We start from the raw sequence: 21,308 nt of genomic DNA, 5'->3' as shown, positions 1-21,308 counted from the left end.
TGCAATTTGCTCAAGCCGCGTGCGTTGCCGGTTCCTGCCGCGACTGCGAAATGCGGCGCGGTCACCCCGGAAGCCGGCCGATATTCCCAGCGTGATCGACTTTCTGAGGCGTCGACAGTCCGCGCGCCCTGCCGCTACAGTGCCGGCCAACAACAACGACAGAGGGAGGTGGGCATGACGCCCGCAAGGATTGTGCTGGCGCTGGCTGCCGGCCTGTTCAGTGCATTCTCCGCGCCCTCCTGTTTCGCGCAAGACTATCCTGCCCATGCGGTCCGGATCGTCGTTCCCTTCGGCGCCGGCGGGCCGGCGGATGTCGCGGCCCGGCTAATCGGCAACGTCCTCCAGGAGAGCTTCGGCCAGCCCTTCGTCATCGAGAACCGCACCGGCGCGGGCGGCGTCATCGGTACGGTCGAGGCGGTCAAGTCGCCGGCGGACGGCTACACCTTGCTGATGATGTCGAACACACAAACCGCCAACGAATCACTGTTGACGGCGGCCCAGCGCAAATACGACCTGATGCGCGACCTCGCGCCGATCGCCCCGGTGAACTATTCCGATCTCGTCATCGTGGTGAACCCACAGGTCGCAGCGAAGACGCTGCAGGAGTTCATCGCGCTCGCCAAGTCGCAGCCGGGCAAATTGAACTACGCCTCCTCCGGTCAGGGCACGCCGTACCACATGGCCGGCGAGCTGTTCAAAGCCATGGCCGGCATCGACGTCGTGCACGTCCCCTATCGCAACAGCGGCGAGGCACGCAGCGGGGTGATCGGCGGACAGGTACAGATGATGATCGATGCGGTGCCGGCGATGGCGCCGAACGTCGGTGAGAACCAGGTGCGCGCGCTTGCGACCACCGGCAAGCAACGCTCCGCGGTGCTGCCGAACGTGCCGACCGCGATCGAGGCCGGCGTGCCTGGCTATGAGGCCACGATCTGGCTCGGCCTGATGGCGCCGGCCGGCACGCCGAAGCCGATCATCGACAAGCTCAACGCCGCCGTGAACGCAATGCTGAAGCGGCCGGACATCGTCAAGCTCTGGACGGAACAGGGCGCCGTGCCCATGTCGATGACGCCGGAGGAGTTCGACAAATTCCTGCGCGGCGACATCGCTAAATGGGCCGATGTCGTCAAGAAGTTCGACAAGTCCTGAGGCCGCTGTTCGACCATGCCGACCATTCGTTTCCAGCTCAACGGCGCCGCCATTGCGGTCGAGACCGATCCGGACCAGATGCTGCTCGACGTGCTGCGCGGCCGGCTCGGCGTGACCGGCCCGCATTTCGGCTGCGGGGCCAATGAATGCGGCGCCTGCTATGTCATGGTCGGCGATCGCGCGATCGCGTCCTGCGACATGCCGATGTGGTCGGTCGCCGACAAGGACGTCACCACGATTGAGGGCCTCGGCACAGCGGAGCATCCGCATCCGCTGCAACGCGCCTTCATCGCCGAACAGGCGATGCAATGCGGCTATTGCGTGTCAGGAATCCTGATCAGCGCGGCGGCGCTTTTGAAGCGCAATCCGTCGCCGACCGAGGCCGAGGTCAGAGCTGCACTCGATCGCAATTTGTGCCGCTGCGGATCGCATAACCGCATGGTGCGCGCCGTGCTGCAGGCGGCCTCGGAGCTGGCTGCGTCATGAGCACGCCCTCCTCTGCCCCGAAATTGTCGGTCAGCCTGGCCGCCAATCCAAAGCTGGCGTCCTGGGTGAAAATCACCGACCAAGGCCAGGTGGCGATCGCGCCCGGCAAGGTCGAGATCGGCCAGGGTATCGTCACCGCGCTGACCCAGATCGCCGCCGACGAGCTCGATGTCGATATCGGCCGGATCGAGATGATCCGCGCCTCAACGGCGACCAGCCCGAACGAGGGCGTCACCTCGGGTAGCCTCTCGATCCAACAGTCCGGCCGTGCGCTGCGCCAGGTCTGCGCGGAGGTGCGCCAACTCTTCCTCGCCGCGGCCTCGGAGCGTCTCGGCGTCGATGCATCGCAGCTCGAGGTCAACGACGGCACGATCTCGGGACCTGGCAATGTCAGGACCAGCTATTGGGAACTGGCCGGCGAAGTCTCTCTCGACCGCGACGCTACCGCGGGCGCGATGGCGAAGTCCGCTTCCACACGCGGCATTGCAGGACGTTCGATCCAGCGCGTCGACATTCCCGACAAGGTGTTCGCGCGTCCGCGCTTCATCCATGACTGCGCGCTGCCGCGCCTGCTGCACGGACGCGTGCTGCGGCCGGATATTTCGGGCGCCAAAATGGTCGCGCTCGATGAAGAGAGCGCGCGCGCTGTTCCCGGCCTCGTCGCAATTGTCCGCGACGGCGGTTTTGCCGGCGTGGTCGCCGGGACTGAAGCAGCGGCCGAAGCTGCACTGAAGGCATTGCGCAAGGGCGCGACGTGGTCGGCCGGCGAGCCGCTGCCCGATGAACATGATCTCGCAGGCTTCCTGAAGAGCCAGCCGGTCGAGACGACCGTCATCGACACCAAAACAGGGGCAAGACCGAGCGCGATCGCGCACACCCTTCGCCGGCAATATACCCGCCCCTACGTCGCGCACGCCTCGATCGCGCCCTCCTGTGCCATGGCGCAATGGGACGGCGATCGCGTCCACGTCTGGACACACAGCCAGGGTGTCTATCTGCTGCGCGCCGATCTCGCGATCGTGCTGAAGCTGCCGGTGGAGAGCATCATCGTCGAGCACATGGAGGGCGCCGGCTGCTACGGACACAATGCGGCCGATGATGTCGCCCTCGATGCCGTTCTGCTGGCAAAGGCCGCCGCGGGCCGACCGGTCCGGGTGCAGTGGTCACGTCACGACGAGATGTCCCACGCGCCGTTTGGCGCAGCGATGGCGATCGAGATCGAGGCCGATCTCGACGCAGACAACGAGATCATCGCTTGGCGCCATGCGATCTGGAGCAACGGCCACGCCGCGCGGCCGGGTCGCGCGGCGCAGCCCGCGCTGCGTGCGGCAACCGAGATCGCAAATCCCTACCCGCGCATGATCTCGTCCAACCCGCCGGCTGCCAATGGCGGTGGCGGCGACCGCAACTCCGTTCCGCTCTATGACCTCCCGGCTTGGACCATCACGAGCCACCGGCTGCTGACCATGCCCGTGCGCACCTCGGCGCTGCGGACCCTGGGCGGGCAAGGCAACGTGTTCGCCATCGAATCCCTGCTCGACGAGATCGCTGCTCTGCGCGGCGAAGACCCGATCCAGTTCCGCTTGCGCCATCTGCGCGACGAGCGGGCAAAGGATGTCATCCGCGCCGCGGCGCGGCGCGCGCAGTGGAAGCCGCAAAGGCAAGCCGGAGTCGGTCACGGCGTCGGCTTTGCCCGCTACAAGAACACGGGCGCCTATTGTGCCGCGATTGCCGAGATCGAAGGCGCCGACGATATCCGCGTGAAGCGGCTGGCGCTTGCGGTCGATGTCGGCGAGGCCATCAATCCGGACGGTGTGATCAACCAGATCGAGGGCGGCGCGATCCAGGCGACGAGCTGGGCGCTGAAGGAGCGCGTCCGCTTCGACCGGACACGCATCACGTCGACCTCCTGGACGGACTATCCGATCCTGACGTTCAGTGAAGTGCCGGCGGTGGATGTCGAAGTCATCCAGCGGCCGGAGATCGAGCCGGTCGGTGCCGGCGAAGCCGCCCACGGCCCGGTGACGGCCGCGATTGCGAATGCGGTCTTCGATTGCCTCGGCGTGCGCGTGCGCGACCTGCCGATCACGCGCGACAGGATCATTGCAGCCATGGAGCTTGCCCCGTGACGACACTGAACATCCTGAGCGGAGGTGCGGCGCAAGGCCTCGTTCGCGGCCTCACCGACGCTTTCAAGGCGCAGACCGGATTCGGTATCGACGGTCAATTCGGCGCGGTCGGCATTATGGCCGACAGACTGCGCGCGAGCACGCCGGCCGATCTCGTCATCCTGACGCGCGCGCTCGTCACGAAGCTCGCCGACGAGCAGCTCGTAACGGCCGCATCGATCGTGGACATCGGCAAGGTCGAGACGGCGCTTGCAGTTCGTGCCGGCGATCCGAAAGTGCTGGTAAAGACCGAAGCCGATCTGCGCGCGGTGCTGCGCGCCGCAGATGCTATCTTCGTCCCGGACACCAAGGCTTCGACCGCCGGCATGCACCTGGCCAAGGTCCTGGATCAGCTCGGCATTGCTTATGAGGTCGCATCCCGCCTCAAGATCTATCCGAACGGCGCGACCGCAATGCGGGAACTTGCAGCGTCTACGGCCCAAAGGCCGATCGGATGCACGCAGGCGACCGAGATCATTGCAACCGAGGGCATCGTGATGTCCGGATCGCTGCCGGCGGGAAGCGAGCTCGTCACGATGTACACCGCCGGCATCACCATGCGGGCCGCACATCCGGCAGAGGCGCGCGCGCTGATCGCGCTGCTCGCCGGTGCAGACCAGAGCGAGCTGCGCCGGCGCGTGGGCTTTTCCGGCTAGATGCGCACGCGCGCCTTAGTTGTTCAGTTGGGTGAGCCCAGTCGGCGGACCGTCGACCGCCGTCCAGCCGCCATCGACGAACAGCGTGCTGCCGCTGACATAGCTCGCGGCATCCGAGGCGAGGTAGGCCACCGCTGTCGCAACCTCATCGGCGCTGCTCCAGCGGTTGAACACCGTGTGGCCGGCGTAGAGATTGTAGATGTCGGGGCGCTGCTTGAAGGGGCCGGTCAGCGCGGTCTCCGCGATGCTCGGCGCAATCGCATTGACGCGTACACCGGAGCGGCCGACCTCGGAGGCAAATCCCTTCACCAGGAGGCCGATCGCCGCCTTGGTCGAGCCGTACACCGCAAGGCCGGGCTCGATCGTCACGGCGCGCACCGAGGAGCAGGCGATGATGCTGCCACCCTTCTGCTCCACCATGATGCGGCCGAAGGCCTGGAAGAACCAGACGGTGCCCTTGACGTTGAGCGTGACGACGCGGTCGAGGTCCTCCTCGGTGTAGTCGAGGATGGTCTTGCGGATGTTGAGCCCGGGCGTCGTCACGGCGATATCGAGCCGCGGGAATTTCTGTATCACGGTCGCGGCCAGCGCGGAGACATCTGCTGCGCTCGCAGCATCGCACGCGGCGGCTTCCGCCCAGCCGCCTTTCTCCCGAATGCCGGCGGCGGTCGCCTCGGCAGCGTCAAGCGCGCGATCGGCGCAGACGACGCGAGCACCGAGCCCGGCCAGCGCTTCCGCCGACGACTTGCCAATGCCCGACGCGGCGCCGAGAACCACTGCGGTCTTGCCGGTGAGATCGAAGAGCTTGCGATAGTCAGTCACAGACAGATTCTCCTGTTGCTGCGACGCAAAGTATCGCAAGGCCGGTTCGCCCGCCAAGTGTCGGCGTATGCACGGCAGCTATCCCTTGTACCCCATCAGCAGGCGCGGCAGCCAAAGCGAGAAGGCGGGAACGTAGGTCACGAACATGAGCGCTGCGATCAGGGCGGCGTAGAACGGCAGGATGGTGCGCATCACCGCGCCCACCGAGATGCCGCCGATGGCGCAGCCCACGAATTGCGTCGTTCCGACCGGCGGCGTGTTCAGCCCCAGGGCGCAGTTGATCAGCATCAGCATGCCGAACTGCACCGGATCCATGCCCGCCTTCATCGCGATCGGCAGGAAGATCGGGGTGCAGATCAGGATCGTCGCCGCCATGTCCATGAACGTACCGAGCAGGAACAGGATGACGTTGATGAGCAGGAAGATGGCCCAGGGTTCCGTGGACACCTTGCTCATCATATCGCCGGCGAGGTCGGCCACCTCGTAGAGCCCCATCAGATACTGGAACATGGTGGAGACGCCGATCAGCAGCAGCACCACACCCGTCGTCTTCACCGCCTTGGCGGCGGCCCGCAAGAAATTGTTCCAGGTCATGGTGCGGTAGATGAAGAAGGTCAGCAGGATCGTGTAGGTGACCGCGACGGCTGCGGATTCAGTTGCAGTGAAGACACCGGACAGGATGCCCGCCAGGATGATGCCGACGATCAGGAGGCCGGGCAGGGCGGCCGCGAACGAGCGGACCACCTCGGCCCAGCCCGGGAATTTACCGGCCGGATAGCCTCGCTTCACCGCGACGGCGTAAGCGGCAACCAGCATGCACGCCATCAGCACGAGCGCTGGCAAGATGCCAGCGGCGATCAGCGCGCCGATCGATACCTTGCCGCCGGCGGCCAGGGCATAGATGATCATGTTGTGGCTGGTCGGCATCAGCGCTCCGACCAGCGAGGCGTGGGTGGTGACGTTGACGGCGTAGTCGGTATCGAAACCTTCCTTTTTCATCATCGGGATCATCACCGCCCCCATCGCCGACACGTCGGCCACCGGCGAGCCGGATACGCCGCCGAACAGCGTGCAGGCGACCACGTTCGACATGCCGAGCCCGCCGCGGATATGTCCGACGAGGTTCTTGGCGAGCTGCACGATCTTGTCGGCGACGCCGCCATGCAGCATCAGCTCTCCGCTGAAGACGAAGAACGGTATGGCGAGGAAGGAGAAGATGTTCATCCCCGACATCATCTGCTGGAAGATGACGGCAACCGGCAGGCCTTCATACAGGATGGTACAAATCGCCGAGAGGCCGATCGCGAAGGCGACCGGTACGCCAAGGATGAGGAAGCCGAAGAAGGTGGCGCCGAGAATGATCAGTTCCATGAGGGGACGACCTCTTCGCCGCGCAGGAGAGCAATGATGTGCTCGATTGAAAAGGATACGATCAAGACGCCGGAGGCGATCAGCGGTATGTAGCGAACGACCTCGGGAAGGCCGAGATTGGGGATCTTCACGGTTCCGACCGACGCCCCGAGGATCCAGCCGTTGTAGACCATCGCAATGCCGAACACGGCCACCAGAACGTGGATCACAAGCTCGATCTTCTCTCGCAAATGATCCGGAAGCATCACCAGCAAACTGTCCATGCCGATGTGCCCGGCATCGCGCACGCCGACGGCGGCGCCGATCAGCGTGACATACAGGATCAGAACCAGCGCAAGGTTCTCCGTCCAGGTCGGACTGGAATTGAGCACGTAACGTCCGAACACCTGGTAGAACACGATGGTGACGATGACGAGCAGGCCGCTCACGGACAGGTACATGCCCACGCGAGCGATGACGGCATTGATCCGTGACAGCAAGCCGGTCGACGGGCGTCCGGCTACTGCTTCGTGGTTTGCGACGTGTGGGTCTGTCATCCGCGTCTCCTTGCGAGGGTCCGGTGCCGCCGGTCGGCGACGCCGGCCCCGACGCTACGTTCTTATTTCGTGTCCTGGATACGCTTGACGAGGCTCTGCAGCTTCTCGTCACCGGCGAACTTCGCGTAGACCGGCTTCATCGCATCGACGAATTCCTGCTTGTTGGCGATCGTAACGACCTGAACGCCGGCCGCCTCGACGGTCTTGCGGGAAGCCTGCTCACGCTCGTCCCAGAGCTTGCGCATGACGGGCACCGATTCCTTGGCCGCCTTGCGGATCATCGCCTGATCCTCCTTGCTCAGCGTGTCCCAGACCTTCTTGGACATCACGAGAACTTCGGGCGCCAGGGAGTGCTCAGTGACGTTGTAGAACTTGGCTGCCTCGAAATGGCGCGACGACTCGTAGGAGGGCCAGTTGTTCTCGGCAGCGTCCACCAGACCGGTCTTGAGAGCGGTATAGACCTCGCCATACGGCATCGGCGTCGGGTTGGCCCCGAGGCTCTGGATCATGCCGACCCACAGGTCGGATTGCTGGACGCGAATCTTCAGGCCCTTGAGGTCCGCGAGCGACTTGATCGGTGCCTTGACCGTGTAAATGGACCGGGCGCCGCTGTCGTAATAGGCAAGGCCGACCAATCCCGCAGGCTCCATGGCCGCCAGGATCTCATCGCCGATCGGCCCGTCAAGGACCGTGCGCATGTGCTGCGTGTCCCGGAAGACGAAAGGCAGGCACAGCGCGATGGTTTCCGGCACGAAGTTGTTCAACGGCGATGCGTTGATCCGCATCATGTCGAGTGCGCCGATCTTGAGCTGCTCGATCGTGTCCTTCTCGGAGCCCAGGGCTCCGTTGGGAAACACCTTCACACCGAGCTTGCCGCCGCTCGCCGTCGCGAGCTGCTTGCCCATGAACTTGACGGCCTCGACGGTCGGATAGTCAGCGGGGTGTACGTCGGCGGAGCGGAAATCGCGTGCGGTCGCCAAGGGCGCTGAGACCGCCAGCACAGCGGCTGCGATAATGCCGGTTAGTGTCTTCATCTGGGCTTTCCTCCTGAGTTGATTATGTCGTCGTTGGGCAGGTGCTGCGGGCCGCCTTGGGTCGCTCCACTTCAGGTGTGAAGTCAAGCGCCACAACCGCACCACCTTGGTAGGATTGTGCGAGGGAGTCGAGCGGATTCGGCTGCTTGAAGATCTCCGCCGCGAAGTCCTCGGCCTTGGCGCGAAGGTCGCCGTTCATGACGTCGTCGCCCTCGTGCTGCGGCACGATTGAAGGCTTCCAGCCGGCGAGGACCCCGCGCGGCAAGCGCCGGCCCCCCTGCAATCGCGCCTCGCCCTGGCCAATGCCGGATGCGAGGTTACGATGCTCGTTGCATCCATGGATGTTCCTCTCATTTTATGCTCGACCGCTATTGGCTGCGGCTTGGAGGTTCGGACGAGACGGTCGCCCATCCCTGTGCGAACGCGCTGCATCAGCGCGATGTCGCCAATGTCGTCCCTAGGGCGGGCGGCATTCTGAGTCCAAGCCAAATCCGGCATCGATCAATGCAAGAGTTGCATTGATCGATCACGCGGGCTCCGCAGGCGCAATCGGCGGATCGTCCCTTTTTTCCGAAGCTATCTGGCCGCTGCGGGGCGCGATGCTTTTTGTGCTGACGCTCGTGATCTGCCTGCCGGAGGTCCCGCTCTAGCTGCCGCGCGCGGTGTTGCGGTGACGCTCGGCGCACCGGCGCGTCACTTGACGTCGCCGATGCAGCCCACTCAAGATGCTTCGAAACAGAGCGGAACATCCCGAGAGAAATGCCATGCCGCGCAAGCTGATCGATATTTCCGTGCCGTTGCAGAACGACGTGCCGGCCGATCCCCCGGGCAATCACCCGACGATCCAGTACATCGATCACCAGCAGGGCCTGCCGCGCATGCTGCAGTTCTTCGACGGCCTCAAGGCGGAGGATCTGCCGGACGGTCAGGGCTGGGCCGTCGAGCAGGTCTCGCTGTCCACGCATAACGGCACGCATCTCGATGCGCCCTGGCACTTCCATCCGACCATGAACCGGGGCGAGCGGTCATGGACCATCGACGAGGTGCCGCTCGAGTGGTGCCTCCGACCCGGCGTGAAGCTCGATTTCCGGCATCTGCCCGACGGTTACGTGGCCACCGCGGAAGACGTCGAGAACGAGCTCAAGCGCATCGGTCACACGCTCTCTCCGCTGGAAATCGTCGTCGTCAACACCAGCGCCGGCGCCAAGTTCGGCCAGGCGGATTACGTGAATTCCGGCTGCGGCATGGGCTATGAGGCCACCATGTACCTGCTCGAACGCGGCGTCCGGCTGACCGGAACCGACGGCTGGAGCTGGGACGCGCCGTTCGTCTACACAGCCCAAAAATATGCGGAAACCAAGGATGCCCGTCTGATCTGGGAGGGCCACAAGGCCGGACGGCACATCGGTTATTGCCATCTCGAGAAGCTGCACAATCTCGACAAGCTGCCCTCGACCGGGTTCACAATCTCGTGCTTTCCGGTGAAGATCGAACGGGCTTCGGCGGGCTGGACCCGCGCGGTCGCCATCATCGACGGCTAGGTCGGTGCCGTCACTCGCCGTCGAGGCCGCTCTCGGCGAGCTCGCGCAGCGCATCGGTATCCAGCACGACGATCGCGCCATGCTCGAGGCGAACCCAATTGCGTCCGGCCCAGGCGCGCAATTGCTTGTTGATGCTCTCGCGCGTCATCCCCACCATCTCGCTGATCTCCTGCTGCGTGATGGCGAGCGTGCCGCTGCCGGAATCGAGCTTGCGTTCTTCGGTGAGACCGAGCAACGCGCTTGCGAGCCGGCCCGGCAGGTTCTGCAGGATCACCTGCTCGACCTGCTGGCTGGTCCAGCGCAGGCGCGCGCAGAGCAGCTCGATGAATTTCATCGCGAGCGCCGGCTGGCTCTTGACAAAGGGCAGGAAGTCCCGGCGATCGATGACGTAGAGCTCGCAATTGGTGTTGGCGGTAGCATCCGCCGAACGCGGCGCGCCGTCGAGGACCGCGATCTCGCCAAAAATCTCCCCAGGGCCGATCAGATTGAGAATGGCATTCCGCCCATCAGGCGAGGAGGAGGAAATCTTCACTGTCCCCGAGATCACCGCGAACAGATTGTTGCCCGGGTCGCCCTTCGCGGCAATCGTCGCGCCGCGCTTCACTGTCGTGTGCTTGGCATAGCGGCAGAGCTGATCGAGCGCCTCCGGCTCCAGATCCGCGAAGATCGGGTGCTTGCGCAGGACCGATAATTTGTTACCCGACGACTGTCGGGGGTCGCCGGTCTTGTCCTGAGGCACGCCGCGGGCTCCTAAGACTGCGAGGCACTGGGTTCCTGCGTAGTCAACCCCGCCCGGCTTTTCAACCGGAAAGCATGCACATGATTTGAGGCAAATGCCGCGAAAATGCCGTGGACGGCCAAAACTGACATCCGCAGGGTGCGCCAATGCATTCCAATCGATGCAGAGTTGCAGGCGCCACAGAAGAATGGGACGGCCCGACTTCAGGCAGCCGCCAGAGCCTCGGCCCGTGCGGCGTCGAGCAGGCTGATGCCGCCCGGGATGATCTCGATCACGCCGAGGCGCTCGAGCTTCGTGAAGGTGCGGCTGACGGTTTCGATGGTGAGACCGAGATAGTCGGCGATGTCTTGCCGGCTCATCGGTAGCGAAACCGAATCTATCGACCCCTTGAGCTCGATCAGCCGCTCACGCCAGCCGAGGAAAAAGCTGGCGACTTTTTCGTCCGCCGAGCGGCGACCGAGCAGGACCATGTGGTCGCGCGCCTGGCTCAATTCGCGGACCGCCAGTTCGTTGATTCGCCGTAAGAGGTGCGGCCGGTCCTCAATGAACCGGCCTAAAGGCGCCTTCGCGAACTGGCAGACGGTGACTGCGCCGATCGCATCGGCCGAAAAGTTGTGGCGCCCGGAAACGTTCATCCCCAGGAAATCGCCGGGCAATGCAAAGCCGACGATCTGCCGGCGGCCATCCGGCAACAGCTTGTACAGCCGCATGACGCCGCCGAGCACGTTGTAGAATGACGTAGTGATGTCCTCCTCGGAGAAGACGGTTTGGCCTGCGATAAAATGGACGCGGCGTCCCAGGTGCTCGAGCTCCCGGAGTTCGGCCGCGTCCAATGACGAGCAGACTGCGAATTCGCGGACCGCACAATCGCTGCAGGAATGCCCGTTCGGCTCAATCGTGACCAAGGAAGCCTTCATCCACCGCTCCAAGCGCCGGCCGCCGCCCGCATCAAGCCGAGTCCGCCGCACGGCCTGCATTTTACTGCACCGTGACAGAGGCAGTTGACGCAGATCAATTTCGGCGGACATGGCCGCCTTGTTCTGCTGGAGACGCGGGAACGACCGGCCCGAGAGTTAGACGGCCTGTACCGTCCAACCGACCAGCTCCTTTGCGATGCGGCCGAAGGCGGCGTCGAATGCCGCGACTGCGGCGGTCGGCTCGATCTTGTCGAGTTTCTCGCTCGCTTCCACAAGCCGCGAAGCGATCACCTTGCCGTTCTTGTCGACAATCCTCACCGACAGTCCGATTTCGGCTCGCGGCTCGCCTTCCGCGGCAATGCGGAAGCGCCTGATATCGATCAAGAGCTGATAGTCCGCCTGACCCAGGTCGGTCGTGCGCAACGGGGCGTGGGCGATGTCGAGGTTCTCGAAACTGTCGATCAGGCGCGCCTGCACCAGCTTTGGAATGCTGTCGGCCCACAGGAACTCGGCAAAGCCCGGGATGTCCGGAACCGGCGAGAACAGCATCCGTTGCGTCTGGAGCATTGCAACCGCGGTCGGCTCGGGAATTGCCAATGACGCGGAAAGCGCCTTGCCGACCGGCCCGAGGTCCTGCGGTGCCCGCAGGTCATAGGTTATCTTCTGCGCAGGCGCTCCACCGCCCGTCATCTTCTCGAGTCCCGCAACGATGCCGTCGAGCTTGCCGGCGTTGCGCGCGAGCCCGTCCGAGAACGTCTTGAAATTGGCGATCGTATCCTTCAGCGGACCGGCGTTGTCCTCCAGTACGGAATCGACCCGCCGCAGCGCATCGCGCGCCGCCTGCGTCATGCTCTGGCCGGCCCCGGCCTCGGCGATCAAGATCAACGGCTCGCCCGGTCTGGCAGCGATCGTGCCGCCTTCCAGAGCCACCACCGGTACGCCGGTCAACCCTTGGAAATCGAGCCCGACCTTGGTGTCGGCGCGCACGGGAGTCGCAGACGCAACCGAAATCGTCGCACTGACGAAGCGCGGATTGTCCGGCGCGAGACCAAGCTCGGTGACCTCGCCGACGCGGATGCCATTGAACAACACGCCGGCGCCGACCAGCAGTCCCGGTACCGGCCCCTGAAACTGCACGCGATAGGTCGCGCGCGGCCCGATGCCGCCCGTATTGTTCAGCCAATAGACGAAGCCAAAGACCACGAGGATCGCGGCCAGGACGAAGGCGCCGATCAGCACATAGGGAGCGCGGGTTTCCATGTCTCATCTCATGTGGGGTTGCAGCATCTGGGAACGCTTGCCGTGAAAATAGGCCCTCACCCAGGGATGCTCTGATTGAAGAAGTTCGCGCATGGGACCGATCGCCACGATCTTGCCGTCGGCCAGCGCCGCGACGCGGTCGCAGACCGTGGTCAAGCTTGCGAGATCATGGGTCACCATGAACACGGTGAGCCCCAGGGTCTTCTGCAATGTCTTGATCAGGGCGTCGAAATCACCGGCAGCGATCGGATCGAGGCCGGAGGTCGGCTCGTCCAGGAACAGGATCGGCGGATCGAGAGCGAGGGCGCGGGCCAATGCCACCCGCTTGGTCATGCCGCCGGACAGCTCGGACGGATATTTTTCGGCATCCTCTGCTCTCAGCCCAACCATCTCGAGCTTGGCGATCGCCATCTCGTCCATCAGCTCCTGGGAGAGGGCGAGGTTCTCGCGCAGCGGAAACTGGAGATTCTGCCGGACCGTCAGCGAGGAGAACAGTGCGCCCTGCTGGAACAGGATGCCCCATTTTCCGGCAGCGTCCTGCGCGCTGCGGTCGTGCGCACTGCCGATCGGCTGTCCCATGACTTCGATGGTGCCGCCTCGCCGCGGGACGAGCCCGATGACGGTCCGCATCAGGACCGACTTGCCGCCGCCGGAGGCACCGACCAGGCCAAGGATTTCCCCGCCGCAGACTTCAAGCGAGAGGTGATCGAGCACAATCTGCCGGCCGAAGCCGACCACGAGGTCGCTGACGCGAATTGCGAACGCTTGTGCCACCCCCGACATGGTCACATCCCGATCGAGGCAAAGAAGATCGCGAACAGGCCGTCGAGCACGATCACCAGAAAGATCGACTTCACCACCGAGGTCGTCGTTTGCCGACCGAGCGATTCGGCGCTGCCTTTCACGCGCAATCCCTCGCTGCAGGCGACGATCCCGATCACCAGCGCCATGAACGGCGCCTTCAGGATGCCGACCTCGAAATGGGTGACGGAAATGGCCTCGTGCAGCCGCGCAACGTAGATCGCCGGGCCCATGTCGCCGTAGAACTGCGCGACCAGGCCGCCGCCATAGAGCGCGGCGATCGAGCCGATGAAGGCAAGGATCGGAAGCGCGATGACCAAGGCAGCCACCCGCGGCAGGATGAGGACGTCGACCGGATCGAGCCCCATGGTCGAGAGCGCATCAATCTCCTCGCGCATCTTCATCGAGCCGAGCTCGGCGGTATAGGCGCTCCCCGAGCGACCGGCGACCATGATGGCGACGATCAGCACACCCAGCTCGCGCAGCACCAGGATGCCGACCATGTCGACCGTGTGGGACTCCGCGCCGAACCTACGGAAATGGAAAAACCCCTGCTGCGCGATGATCGCGCCGATCAGGAAGGTGATCAGCACGACGATCGGAATCGCCTGCCAGCCGATCCGATAGAGCTGATAGACCAGCGACGTCAGCCGCAGCGACCGCGGCCGGCGCGACACCCCTATCAGAGACATGAACAGTGCGCCGAGCATCTGAAGGAAGATCGTGATGTCTTCCCGCGCCTCGACCGTGGACTTGCCGAGATCGTGCAGCCCGTGCAGAACCGGGTTGGGCATAGGTGCCGGCAGTGGATTGTGTCGGTTGACCTGACGCACCTCGTCCATCAGGCCGGCGAAATTGTCGGCTATTCCGACCACCTCGGCCGATCGGCTGGAGGATGCCGCCCTACGCGACAGTTTCTCCAGAAGCCAGGCGCCGAGCGTGTCGAGCTCGCTGACACCTGCCATATCGAGCGTCACGGACTTCGATCTATCGACAGCCGCCCAGACCGATCGGGAAAGCGCGTCAAGCTTCGGAGCATTGGCGGCGATCCACGGCCCTTCCGGCCGCAGCTCGAGCAGATCGCCGGACGGTGTTGCCAGCAGCAGTGGTTCCGAATTCACACCTTTATCCTCATAGGATCGACTCCGGTCATTTTGGATTTCTAGGTCGCCGCGACATACCTGGATTGACCTGCCTCAAAGCAGGGCCCGAGAAAGCTCGCTTGACGCAAATCAACGGCCATCGAGCCGGTTCGCATAGGCTTCTTTCATTCAATGGAGGCCGCCAATGTTCGACACCGGCAGCATGAACGACGAACTGAACGCGATGAAGATCGATGTTTCGCGCCTGCTGAACATGGCCGGCGAGCAGATGTTCAACGCGTCGGAAGACCGTGCCGAAGCCTTGGCCGAACAGATCAAGGCCGCGCTGACCGAACTTGGCGAGACCGTGAGTGAGGAGCAAGAGCAGCTCCGTGGCCTCCTCGCAGAGCGTCCGGTGGCGTCGCTCGCTTCGGCCTTCGCACTCGGCGTGGTCGTCGGCTTCATGCTCAGGAGGCACTAGGTGGGTACGGAAAACATCATCAAGCACCTGCGCGTGCTCTGGCGTACCGACAGGATCATCGCCGACATCAGACTACGGCACCTCCTGATCGGGCTGGGCTTGCGCGCCTTCGCGGCGCTGATCGCCACCTTCGGTCTGCTGATGCTCGAATTTTCGGCCTATTTCGCCCTGGTCCAGATCTGGAGCGCAATCGTCGCGGCGGCCATTCTCGGCGCGATCAATTTTGCCATTGCGGCGGTCCTTTTCGTCGTCGCAGCGCGTCCGTTGTCAGGACGCGAGATCGAACTCGCGAATGATATCCATGACGCGGCGATTGAAGCGATTCAGCTCGAGGCGCGCGCGCTCCACGCTCAGGTAACGGGCGCGGTCCACCACCCGCTGAGCGGCCTGCTGCCGATTCTGACGCCGTTGGTGGCCATGGTCATCAAGAGCCTGCGGAAGGCGCCTGTTGCGCCTTCGTAGCGAACGGCGCACACTGACCCCACATCCGGCGAAGCCCGCTGGAGGATGCATTGCCGTAACGGGAATGCGACATGTACGCGATGGTTCTCTCCGCGCGCGGCGCGCCATTGATGTTCCAGGAACGACCCGACCCGGTCCCCGGCTCCGGCGAGGTTCGCGTCAAGGTCAGCGCGTGCGGCGTGTGCAGGACCGATCTCCACGTGGTGGATGGCGAGCTTTCGGACATTCCCTATCCCATCATCCCGGGGCACGAGGTCGTCGGCCGAATCGATGCGGTCGGCGCAGGTGTCGGCGAGCTGAGACCAGGCATGCGTGTAGGTGTTCCCTGGCTCGGCTTCACCTGCGGCGAATGTTTTTATTGCCGCACGGACCAGGAAAATCTCTGCGATCGCCCCAAATTCACCGGCTACACGCGCGACGGCGGCTTTGCCAGCCACCTCGTCGCCGATGCCCGATATTGCTTTTCGCTCGGCGAGCACGGCGAGGACGCAGCCCTTTCGCCTCTGCTCTGCGCCGGCCTGATCGGCTGGCGATCCCTGGTGATGGCCGGCGATGGCAAAACGCTCGGCATTTATGGCTTTGGCGCGGCCGGCCATATCGTGGCACAGGTGGCCCACGCACAGGGACGGAAAGTTTACGCCTTCACCCGTGACGGCGACCAGGAAGCACAGCAACTTGCGCTTTCGCTCGGCGCAGATTGGGCCGGCGCTTCAGAGGACATCCCGCCGACGGAGCTCGATGCCGCCATCATATATGCGCCGGTCGGAGCGCTGGTGCCGTCCGCCCTGCGCTCGGTGCGCAAGGGCGGGCGCGTTGTGTGCGCCGGCATTCACATGTCCGACATTCCGGGCTTCCCCTATCATATTCTTTGGGGTGAGCGGCAGATCGTATCGGTTGCAAACCTCACCCGAAAGGATGGCATCGACTTCCTCGCCGCCGCGGCAAAGCTCGATATCCAGACACACACGACGGTATTCCCGCTCGCCGAGGCCAATGAAGCGCTCGCCCGTCTGAGGGAAGGCAAGCTCGTTGGAGCAGCCGTGTTGCGTCCATGACCGCCGCATCTACTGCTCGAGCACGTAACAGCCCGGCGCGTCATCAAAAGGAGCGCTCTTCTTGTTCCGATATCAGGCCGCGTCTTCGGCCTCCACAACCGACATCCGATGCACCGAAGCCTGTTTTGACGTGCATCAAGCCTCTCGAAGATCGCATGTGCTGATTAGGCAGCGAGATCAGGTCGAGAGGTACGCGTGTTCAGCGATCTACTGGTACACATCCCCACAGAGCGGTCACCACGGCCCGCCATCGACGCGTCCATTTCTATGGCGATGAGCGCCCGCGCGCACCTGGACGCGCTTGCGACCGGGTAAGCGTCGGCAAATGTACCTTTTGTGGCGGAGGGCGGCGCGGCCGTCGCATCGTCGCTGCAGTTCGAGTACGAACGCGCACTGGAACGAGCGGACGCAGCGCTGCACGTTTTCGAGAGCGAGGCAAGCAACGCCCAGATCCGGTATGGACAATGCGGACCGTCCCCCGTCCTGATACCGCACTGATGGAGCACGACGTGAGGACATTTCTTCGAACGGAACGCGGCATCGCAGGCAGCATCGTCGTGGCGGCTTTGCTTCTCTCCCCGGGCCCAAGTACAGCTTCGAACGTCGAGCAAGGGCGGCGTCTTGCGCTGCTGTATTGTGCAAAGTGTCACTCGATCGACAAAGTCAGCCCCAGTCCTCTCAAGATCGCTCCTCCGTTCCGTACGTTGCACGAGCGATATCCGGTCGAGCAACTGCAGGAGGCTCTCGCCGAGGGCATCGTCACGGGGCACCCGGCCATGCCGGAATTCCGCTTCGACGCTGACCAGGTTGGCGATTTCATCGCGTTCCTGAAGACTTTGGAGAAATGAGGCTTGTAACGCACGGCACCCGCAGCGCTTGCGCCCCGGCGACCTCGGGCGAAGCAGGCTCCTGACCGCAAGGCCCTGCTTAGAGCTTCAGCCTGACGTCGCAGACGTCCGGTTCAGTCGGATCCGGTTTTACCTCGAAACCGAGCTGGCGGCACATTTCGAGCATCACGGTGTTCTCCTGGAGCACATCGCCCGATATTGTCTTCAGGCCCTCCGACTTCGCGTATTCGATGATCAACTGCATGAGGCCCCATCCAAGTCCCCTGCCCTTGAGGTCGGACCGCAGCAGAATGGCGTATTCGCCGGTCTCGTAGATCGAGTCCGAATGGATCCGGACCACACCAACCATCTCGTGGGTGGCCTCATCGAACGCAATGAATGCCATCGCGCGGGCATAGTCGAGCTGGGTCAGGCGCGCGATGAACTCATGGGTAAACTCCTTCATCGGCGCAAAGAAGCGTAGACGCAGATCGTTCGGCGTCACGTGACGCAGAAATTCGTGAATCGCCGGCTCGTCCTCGGGACGCAGCGGCCGCGCGAAGATTCGCCAGCCGTCCTTGAGCGAAAGATGGCGCTCCCATTGCGACGGATAGGCGCGAACGGCGAAATTGGCTGGACCCGACCCGGCGAATTTGCGCTGCGGAAGTCCCACGACGACGCGAGCGTCGACCGCCGTCACGCCGGCTTCGTCCGCCAGCAGCGGATTGATGTCGAATTCGCGGATCTCGGGAATGTCGGCGGCCATCTGCGCCAGCTTGACCAGCACCATGGCGACGGCGTCCTGCTTGACGGCAGGTACGTCACGGTAGGCCCGGAGCAACCGCGAGACCCGCGTGCGCTCGATCAAATCGTTGGCGAGTTTCAGGTCGAGCGGCGGCAGCGCGAGCGCCCTGTCGTTGATGATCTCCACCGCCGTCCCGCCGCGGCCGAAGACGACGACGGTGCCGAAGGTCGGATCGTCGGCAAGACCAAGGATCAGCTCGCGCGCCTTCGCCTTGACGACCATCGCCTGCACAATGACGCCGGAGATGCGTGCGTCCGGACGTAGCTTCCTTGCCCGGGCGAGAATATCGGCCGCGGCCACGCGCACGGCGTCGAGCGTGGTCAGGTTGAGCACGACACCGCCGACATCGGACTTGTGCGCGATATCGCGCGACATGATCTTGAGTACGACGGTGGCACCTTTCGCGAACATCTCGCTCGCATAAGCGACGGCCTCGTCGACGTCGGCGGCCGCATAAGTCGGCACCATCGCGATGTCGTAGGCTTCGAGCAGGCGCCTGATCTCGACAGGCTCGAGCCATTTGCGGCCGTCAGCGATCGCACCTGTAACAATCTGCCTGGCCGCTTCGACATCCGGAACGAACCTATCCGGCATCGCCGGCGGAATCTGGCTCAATTCCTCTACCACCTCGTGGTGCCGGACCAGATGCATGAAGCCGCGCACCGCATCGTCTTCGGTCGGATAGTTCGGAATGCCGGCGCCGCTGAGCGTTTCGATGATATTCTGATTGGCGCCGACCCAGGCAGCAAGCACCGGCTTCGCCCAGCTTCGATGCTGCGTGCGATATGTCCTGACGTGCTCGGTGACCGTCGCGGCGATATCGGCGGCCGACGCGATCGCGGTCTGCACGTTGAGGACCAGGACTGCATCGTTATCGGGATCGGCGAGCAACACCTCCAGCGCTGCCGCATAGCGCGCCGCATCGGCATCGCCCACGATATCGACGGGATTTGCACCCGACCAGGTCGGCGGCAACACCGCGTCGAGATTGCGTCGCATCTCCGCCGTCATGGGTGCGGGAATTCCGCCAAGCTCCACCAGCCGGTCGACGGCCAGGACGCCGATGCCGCCGCCATTGGTCAGGATGGCGAGGCGCTTTCCTGTCGGCGATTCGACGCGTCCGAGCGTTTCGGCACAATCGAACAACTCGCGCAGATCGGAGACACGGAGGACACCAGCGCGGCGGAACGCCGCGTCGTAGACCGCGTCCGCGCCGGCCAGCGCGCCGGTATGCGTGGCCGCCGCCTTCGCGCCCTGCGCCATGCGGCCAGACTTCACCACGACCACCGGTTTCACGCGCGCCGCGGCGCGTGCCGCCGACATGAATTTGCGGGCGTCCTTAATGGCCTCGATATAGAGCAGGATCGCACGCGTCTTGTGATCGAGCGCAAAATGGTCGAGCAGATCGGCAATGTCGACGTCGATCTGGTCGCCGATCGAGACGATGCCGGAGAAGCCGACGCCGCGCTGGGCGGCCCAATCGACCATGCCGGCCGCAATTGCGCCCGACTGCGAGATCAGCGCGAGATTGCCGGCGCCCGGCATGTGCGCGGCGAAACTGGCATTGAGGCTCACACCCGGCATCATGATGCCCAGGCAATTGGGCCCGATCAGCCGCATGCTATGTTTCCTGGCCGCCGTGATCGTCCCATCTTGCAAAGACCCCGGTCCGTGGCCGAGCCCGGCCGATACGATCAGGGCGCCTGCCGAACCGAGACGGCCGGCCTGACCGACGATAGCGGGAACGTTGCTCGCCGGCGCGGTGATCACGACGAGCTCGGGGACGAACGGCAATTTGGCGAGGCTGTCCACTGCGGCGACGCCGTCGATCTCCGCGTAGCGCGGGTTCACCAGGCCGAACTGGCCCTTGAACTGTCCTTTGCCAATGTTCTCCAGGACGGCGCGTCCGACGGACGCCCGACGGGGGCTCGCTCCGACGAGCGCTACGGAGCGCGGCGACAACAGATTTTTCAGGCGATAGGTCGACATGAAACGCGTCCGATCGGGCGGCTGGTTCCGAAGATTTAAGATCCGGCTCGGATATCGGTCGAGCGATTAGTGCGACATCATAACCCAGCACGGTGGCTGGCCAATGACGGTCTTGGTAACGCCGCCCCAGACGATTTCGTTCAGTCGCGAATGATGGTAGGCGCCCATGACGATGGCGTCGATTTCATGGGAATCCGCCCAGCTTCCGAGCACCTTGCCGATCGAGCTGCCGCCGGCGTTCACCGTCTCGAAGGATGCATATACCCCGTGCTCCTGAAGGTGGTCGACAAGATCCATTCCAGATTGCGTGATCGTCTCGGTCTTCTCGTCCGCCACCGTGATGATGCGGACCGAGGCGGCGGCCTGAAGGAACTGCAGCGCATCACCGACCGCGCGCGCCGCACGCGCGGAGTGATCCCAGGCGATCATGACGTTCTCGAAATCCACACGCAGCTCGGTGACGAGATGTTCCGGGCAGAGCAGGAGCGGCCGGCCGGATTCGAACAGGAACGTCTCGATGATGGTCTCCGTTCGACTGTCGTGAGGCTTCACTGGAACCAGCGAGAGATCGCTGAAACGGGCGTATTCCGCCAGGGTCGGTGCGATCTCCTCCGCCGGTACCTTGCCCGACTGGCTTTGCGCGCGGATGCCCGCGCGTGAAGCGGCATTGTTGAACGCATTCAGGAGTTGCTGCATGTCCCCGATGTCCCGCCCTGAGCCGGACTCAGCGGCGGCCCCCGCAACATCTGGGACCGCTTTCGGCCGCACGAAAACATCGTCCTCCAGCGCAAGCGCGGTGATCCTGGCGCCGAGATCGGCGGCAACGGCTACGCATTTTTCGATCGCGGCAAGCGTCGGCTCGCGCGGCTGACCGACAAGCGGCAGAAACACATCCTTGATGGGCATCGGAATTCTCCTCGGCTGCCAGGATAGGCCGCCTTCCAGGCGGGCGCTTGATCCTCGTCAAGACGGGAACACCGTTCGATCAAGCGACGACAGCGCTTGAAGAAAGTCAAGGACTCGCGCCACCGCCATTCTACGGTTACCCTGATCGGAGCTGCATCAGGCCCGAGGTGCGGATTCGCCTGCTGGGGTCCAGAGAAAGCCAGCGGCTCCCGATCCGGGTG

The 21,308-nt window shown here is 64.0% G+C and carries 22 protein-coding genes; 10 read left to right on the top strand and 12 right to left on the bottom strand.

What is annotated here, in order from left to right; translation table 11 throughout:
* The first annotated feature begins 174 nt into the window (after positions 1–174).
* From MTX21_RS38490 to MTX21_RS38475, 4 genes are read left to right on the top strand one after another with little or no spacing between them, the layout of a single operon-like run.
* Entirely contained in the window at positions 175–1,149 is a 975-nt protein-coding gene (locus tag MTX21_RS38490; RefSeq protein ID WP_280969638.1) for a tripartite tricarboxylate transporter substrate binding protein, read from the top strand.
* Between the two features lie 15 nt (positions 1,150–1,164).
* Positions 1,165–1,635 carry a (2Fe-2S)-binding protein gene (locus MTX21_RS38485; protein ID WP_280969637.1) on the top strand — a complete coding sequence of 157 codons (471 nt, stop codon included), beginning with the start codon at positions 1,165–1,167 and terminating at the stop codon, positions 1,633–1,635.
* Entirely contained in the window at positions 1,632–3,764 is a 2,133-nt protein-coding gene (locus MTX21_RS38480; protein ID WP_280969636.1) for a molybdopterin cofactor-binding domain-containing protein, read from the top strand. Before MTX21_RS38485 ends, MTX21_RS38480 begins: the two co-directional genes overlap by 4 nt.
* Positions 3,761–4,459, top strand: a complete 699-nt coding sequence (locus MTX21_RS38475; RefSeq protein ID WP_280969635.1) for a substrate-binding domain-containing protein — start codon at positions 3,761–3,763, stop codon at positions 4,457–4,459. The genes MTX21_RS38480 and MTX21_RS38475 overlap by 4 nt, the downstream gene beginning before the upstream one ends.
* 15 nt (positions 4,460–4,474) lie before the next feature.
* Here MTX21_RS38475 and MTX21_RS38470 read toward each other — a convergent pair whose 3' ends face one another.
* The 5 genes from MTX21_RS38470 to MTX21_RS38450 form a co-directional block, all read right to left on the bottom strand.
* On the bottom strand, positions 4,475–5,281 hold the full coding sequence (locus tag MTX21_RS38470; RefSeq protein ID WP_280969634.1) for an SDR family oxidoreductase: 807 nt from the start codon (positions 5,279–5,281) through the stop codon (positions 4,475–4,477).
* 78 nt (positions 5,282–5,359) lie between these two features.
* On the bottom strand, positions 5,360–6,652 hold the full coding sequence (locus MTX21_RS38465) for a TRAP transporter large permease (RefSeq protein WP_280969633.1): 1,293 nt from the start codon (positions 6,650–6,652) through the stop codon (positions 5,360–5,362).
* Entirely contained in the window at positions 6,643–7,188 is a 546-nt protein-coding gene (locus MTX21_RS38460; protein ID WP_280969632.1) for a TRAP transporter small permease, read from the bottom strand. Before MTX21_RS38460 ends, MTX21_RS38465 begins: the two co-directional genes overlap by 10 nt.
* A 62-nt stretch (positions 7,189–7,250) precedes the next feature.
* Positions 7,251–8,222, bottom strand: a complete 972-nt coding sequence (locus MTX21_RS38455; protein WP_280969631.1) for a TRAP transporter substrate-binding protein — start codon at positions 8,220–8,222, stop codon at positions 7,251–7,253.
* 22 nt (positions 8,223–8,244) lie between these two features.
* Entirely contained in the window at positions 8,245–8,487 is a 243-nt protein-coding gene (locus MTX21_RS38450) for a hypothetical protein (protein ID WP_280969630.1), read from the bottom strand.
* Positions 8,488–8,740: 253 nt separating this feature from the next.
* Here MTX21_RS38450 and MTX21_RS38445 point away from each other — a divergent pair, with 253 nt between their 5' ends.
* Positions 8,741–8,872 (top strand): hypothetical protein, encoded by a 132-nt coding sequence (locus MTX21_RS38445; RefSeq protein WP_280969629.1) that lies wholly within the window; start codon positions 8,741–8,743, stop codon positions 8,870–8,872.
* 114 nt (positions 8,873–8,986) lie between these two features.
* Positions 8,987–9,763 carry a cyclase family protein gene (locus tag MTX21_RS38440; protein WP_280969628.1) on the top strand — a complete coding sequence of 259 codons (777 nt, stop codon included), beginning with the start codon at positions 8,987–8,989 and terminating at the stop codon, positions 9,761–9,763.
* Between the two features lie 10 nt (positions 9,764–9,773).
* Here the strand turns inward: MTX21_RS38440 and MTX21_RS38435 are convergent, their stop codons facing one another.
* The 5 genes from MTX21_RS38435 to MTX21_RS38415 form a co-directional block, all read right to left on the bottom strand.
* The gene (locus MTX21_RS38435; RefSeq protein ID WP_280969627.1) at positions 9,774–10,502 is read right to left on the bottom strand and encodes a Crp/Fnr family transcriptional regulator; all 729 of its coding nucleotides are present in this window, start codon (positions 10,500–10,502) and stop codon (positions 9,774–9,776) included.
* Between the two features lie 203 nt (positions 10,503–10,705).
* Positions 10,706–11,419: a helix-turn-helix domain-containing protein gene (locus MTX21_RS38430; RefSeq protein ID WP_280970923.1), complete on the bottom strand. Its 714-nt coding sequence runs from the start codon at positions 11,417–11,419 to the stop codon at positions 10,706–10,708.
* 156 nt (positions 11,420–11,575) lie between these two features.
* Complete coding sequence (locus tag MTX21_RS38425; RefSeq protein ID WP_280969626.1) at positions 11,576–12,679, bottom strand: MlaD family protein; 1,104 nt, start codon at positions 12,677–12,679, stop codon at positions 11,576–11,578.
* Positions 12,680–12,682: 3 nt separating this feature from the next.
* Positions 12,683–13,462 (bottom strand): ATP-binding cassette domain-containing protein, encoded by a 780-nt coding sequence (locus MTX21_RS38420; RefSeq protein WP_280969625.1) that lies wholly within the window; start codon positions 13,460–13,462, stop codon positions 12,683–12,685.
* 2 nt (positions 13,463–13,464) lie between these two features.
* The gene (locus tag MTX21_RS38415) at positions 13,465–14,601 is read right to left on the bottom strand and encodes an ABC transporter permease (RefSeq protein ID WP_280969624.1); all 1,137 of its coding nucleotides are present in this window, start codon (positions 14,599–14,601) and stop codon (positions 13,465–13,467) included.
* Positions 14,602–14,767: 166 nt separating this feature from the next.
* Here MTX21_RS38415 and MTX21_RS38410 point away from each other — a divergent pair, with 166 nt between their 5' ends.
* The 4 genes from MTX21_RS38410 to MTX21_RS38395 all read left to right on the top strand — a co-directional run bounded on the left by MTX21_RS38410 (position 14,768) and on the right by MTX21_RS38395 (position 17,408).
* The gene (locus MTX21_RS38410; protein ID WP_280969623.1) at positions 14,768–15,043 is read left to right on the top strand and encodes a hypothetical protein; all 276 of its coding nucleotides are present in this window, start codon (positions 14,768–14,770) and stop codon (positions 15,041–15,043) included.
* Complete coding sequence (locus MTX21_RS38405; RefSeq protein WP_280969622.1) at positions 15,044–15,505, top strand: phage holin family protein; 462 nt, start codon at positions 15,044–15,046, stop codon at positions 15,503–15,505.
* 71 nt (positions 15,506–15,576) lie between these two features.
* A complete protein-coding gene (locus tag MTX21_RS38400) occupies positions 15,577–16,560 on the top strand; it encodes a zinc-dependent alcohol dehydrogenase family protein (protein ID WP_280969621.1) in 984 nt (327 codons plus the stop codon).
* Positions 16,561–17,057: 497 nt separating this feature from the next.
* Complete coding sequence (locus MTX21_RS38395; RefSeq protein WP_280969620.1) at positions 17,058–17,408, top strand: cytochrome c; 351 nt, start codon at positions 17,058–17,060, stop codon at positions 17,406–17,408.
* A 79-nt stretch (positions 17,409–17,487) separates the two neighbouring features.
* On the opposite strand, the gene MTX21_RS38390 is transcribed toward MTX21_RS38395, so the two are convergent.
* Together MTX21_RS38390 and MTX21_RS38385 are read right to left on the bottom strand one after the other, a co-directional pair.
* A complete protein-coding gene (locus MTX21_RS38390) occupies positions 17,488–20,181 on the bottom strand; it encodes a bifunctional acetate--CoA ligase family protein/GNAT family N-acetyltransferase (protein WP_280969619.1) in 2,694 nt (897 codons plus the stop codon).
* A 66-nt stretch (positions 20,182–20,247) separates the two neighbouring features.
* On the bottom strand, positions 20,248–21,087 hold the full coding sequence (locus tag MTX21_RS38385) for a universal stress protein (RefSeq protein WP_280969618.1): 840 nt from the start codon (positions 21,085–21,087) through the stop codon (positions 20,248–20,250).
* Between the last annotated feature and the right edge of the window lie 221 nt (positions 21,088–21,308).

The organism is Bradyrhizobium sp. ISRA430 (assembly GCF_029909975.1).
GTDB lineage: Bacteria > Pseudomonadota > Alphaproteobacteria > Rhizobiales > Xanthobacteraceae > Bradyrhizobium.
This window is presented reverse-complemented; position numbering and strand designations above follow the sequence as displayed.

Excerpts from the sequence above, each read along its gene's own strand:
- MTX21_RS38490 (WP_280969638.1), top strand. The coding sequence starts at position 175 with ATGACGCCCGCAAGGATTGTGCTGGCGCTGGCTGCCGGCCTGTTCAGT.
- MTX21_RS38485 (WP_280969637.1), top strand. The coding sequence starts at position 1,165 with ATGCCGACCATTCGTTTCCAGCTCAACGGCGCCGCCATTGCGGTCGAG.
- MTX21_RS38480 (WP_280969636.1), top strand. The coding sequence starts at position 1,632 with ATGAGCACGCCCTCCTCTGCCCCGAAATTGTCGGTCAGCCTGGCCGCC.
- MTX21_RS38465 (WP_280969633.1), bottom strand. The coding sequence starts at position 6,652 with ATGGAACTGATCATTCTCGGCGCCACCTTCTTCGGCTTCCTCATCCTT.
- MTX21_RS38460 (WP_280969632.1), bottom strand. The coding sequence starts at position 7,188 with ATGACAGACCCACACGTCGCAAACCACGAAGCAGTAGCCGGACGCCCG.
- MTX21_RS38455 (WP_280969631.1), bottom strand. The coding sequence starts at position 8,222 with ATGAAGACACTAACCGGCATTATCGCAGCCGCTGTGCTGGCGGTCTCA.
- MTX21_RS38440 (WP_280969628.1), top strand. The coding sequence starts at position 8,987 with ATGCCGCGCAAGCTGATCGATATTTCCGTGCCGTTGCAGAACGACGTG.
- MTX21_RS38430 (WP_280970923.1), bottom strand. The coding sequence starts at position 11,419 with ATGAAGGCTTCCTTGGTCACGATTGAGCCGAACGGGCATTCCTGCAGC.
- MTX21_RS38425 (WP_280969626.1), bottom strand. The coding sequence starts at position 12,679 with ATGGAAACCCGCGCTCCCTATGTGCTGATCGGCGCCTTCGTCCTGGCC.
- MTX21_RS38420 (WP_280969625.1), bottom strand. The coding sequence starts at position 13,462 with ATGTCGGGGGTGGCACAAGCGTTCGCAATTCGCGTCAGCGACCTCGTG.
- MTX21_RS38410 (WP_280969623.1), top strand. The coding sequence starts at position 14,768 with ATGTTCGACACCGGCAGCATGAACGACGAACTGAACGCGATGAAGATC.
- MTX21_RS38400 (WP_280969621.1), top strand. The coding sequence starts at position 15,577 with ATGTACGCGATGGTTCTCTCCGCGCGCGGCGCGCCATTGATGTTCCAG.
- MTX21_RS38395 (WP_280969620.1), top strand. The coding sequence starts at position 17,058 with ATGGAGCACGACGTGAGGACATTTCTTCGAACGGAACGCGGCATCGCA.
- MTX21_RS38390 (WP_280969619.1), bottom strand. The coding sequence starts at position 20,181 with ATGTCGACCTATCGCCTGAAAAATCTGTTGTCGCCGCGCTCCGTAGCG.
- MTX21_RS38385 (WP_280969618.1), bottom strand. The coding sequence starts at position 21,087 with ATGCCCATCAAGGATGTGTTTCTGCCGCTTGTCGGTCAGCCGCGCGAG.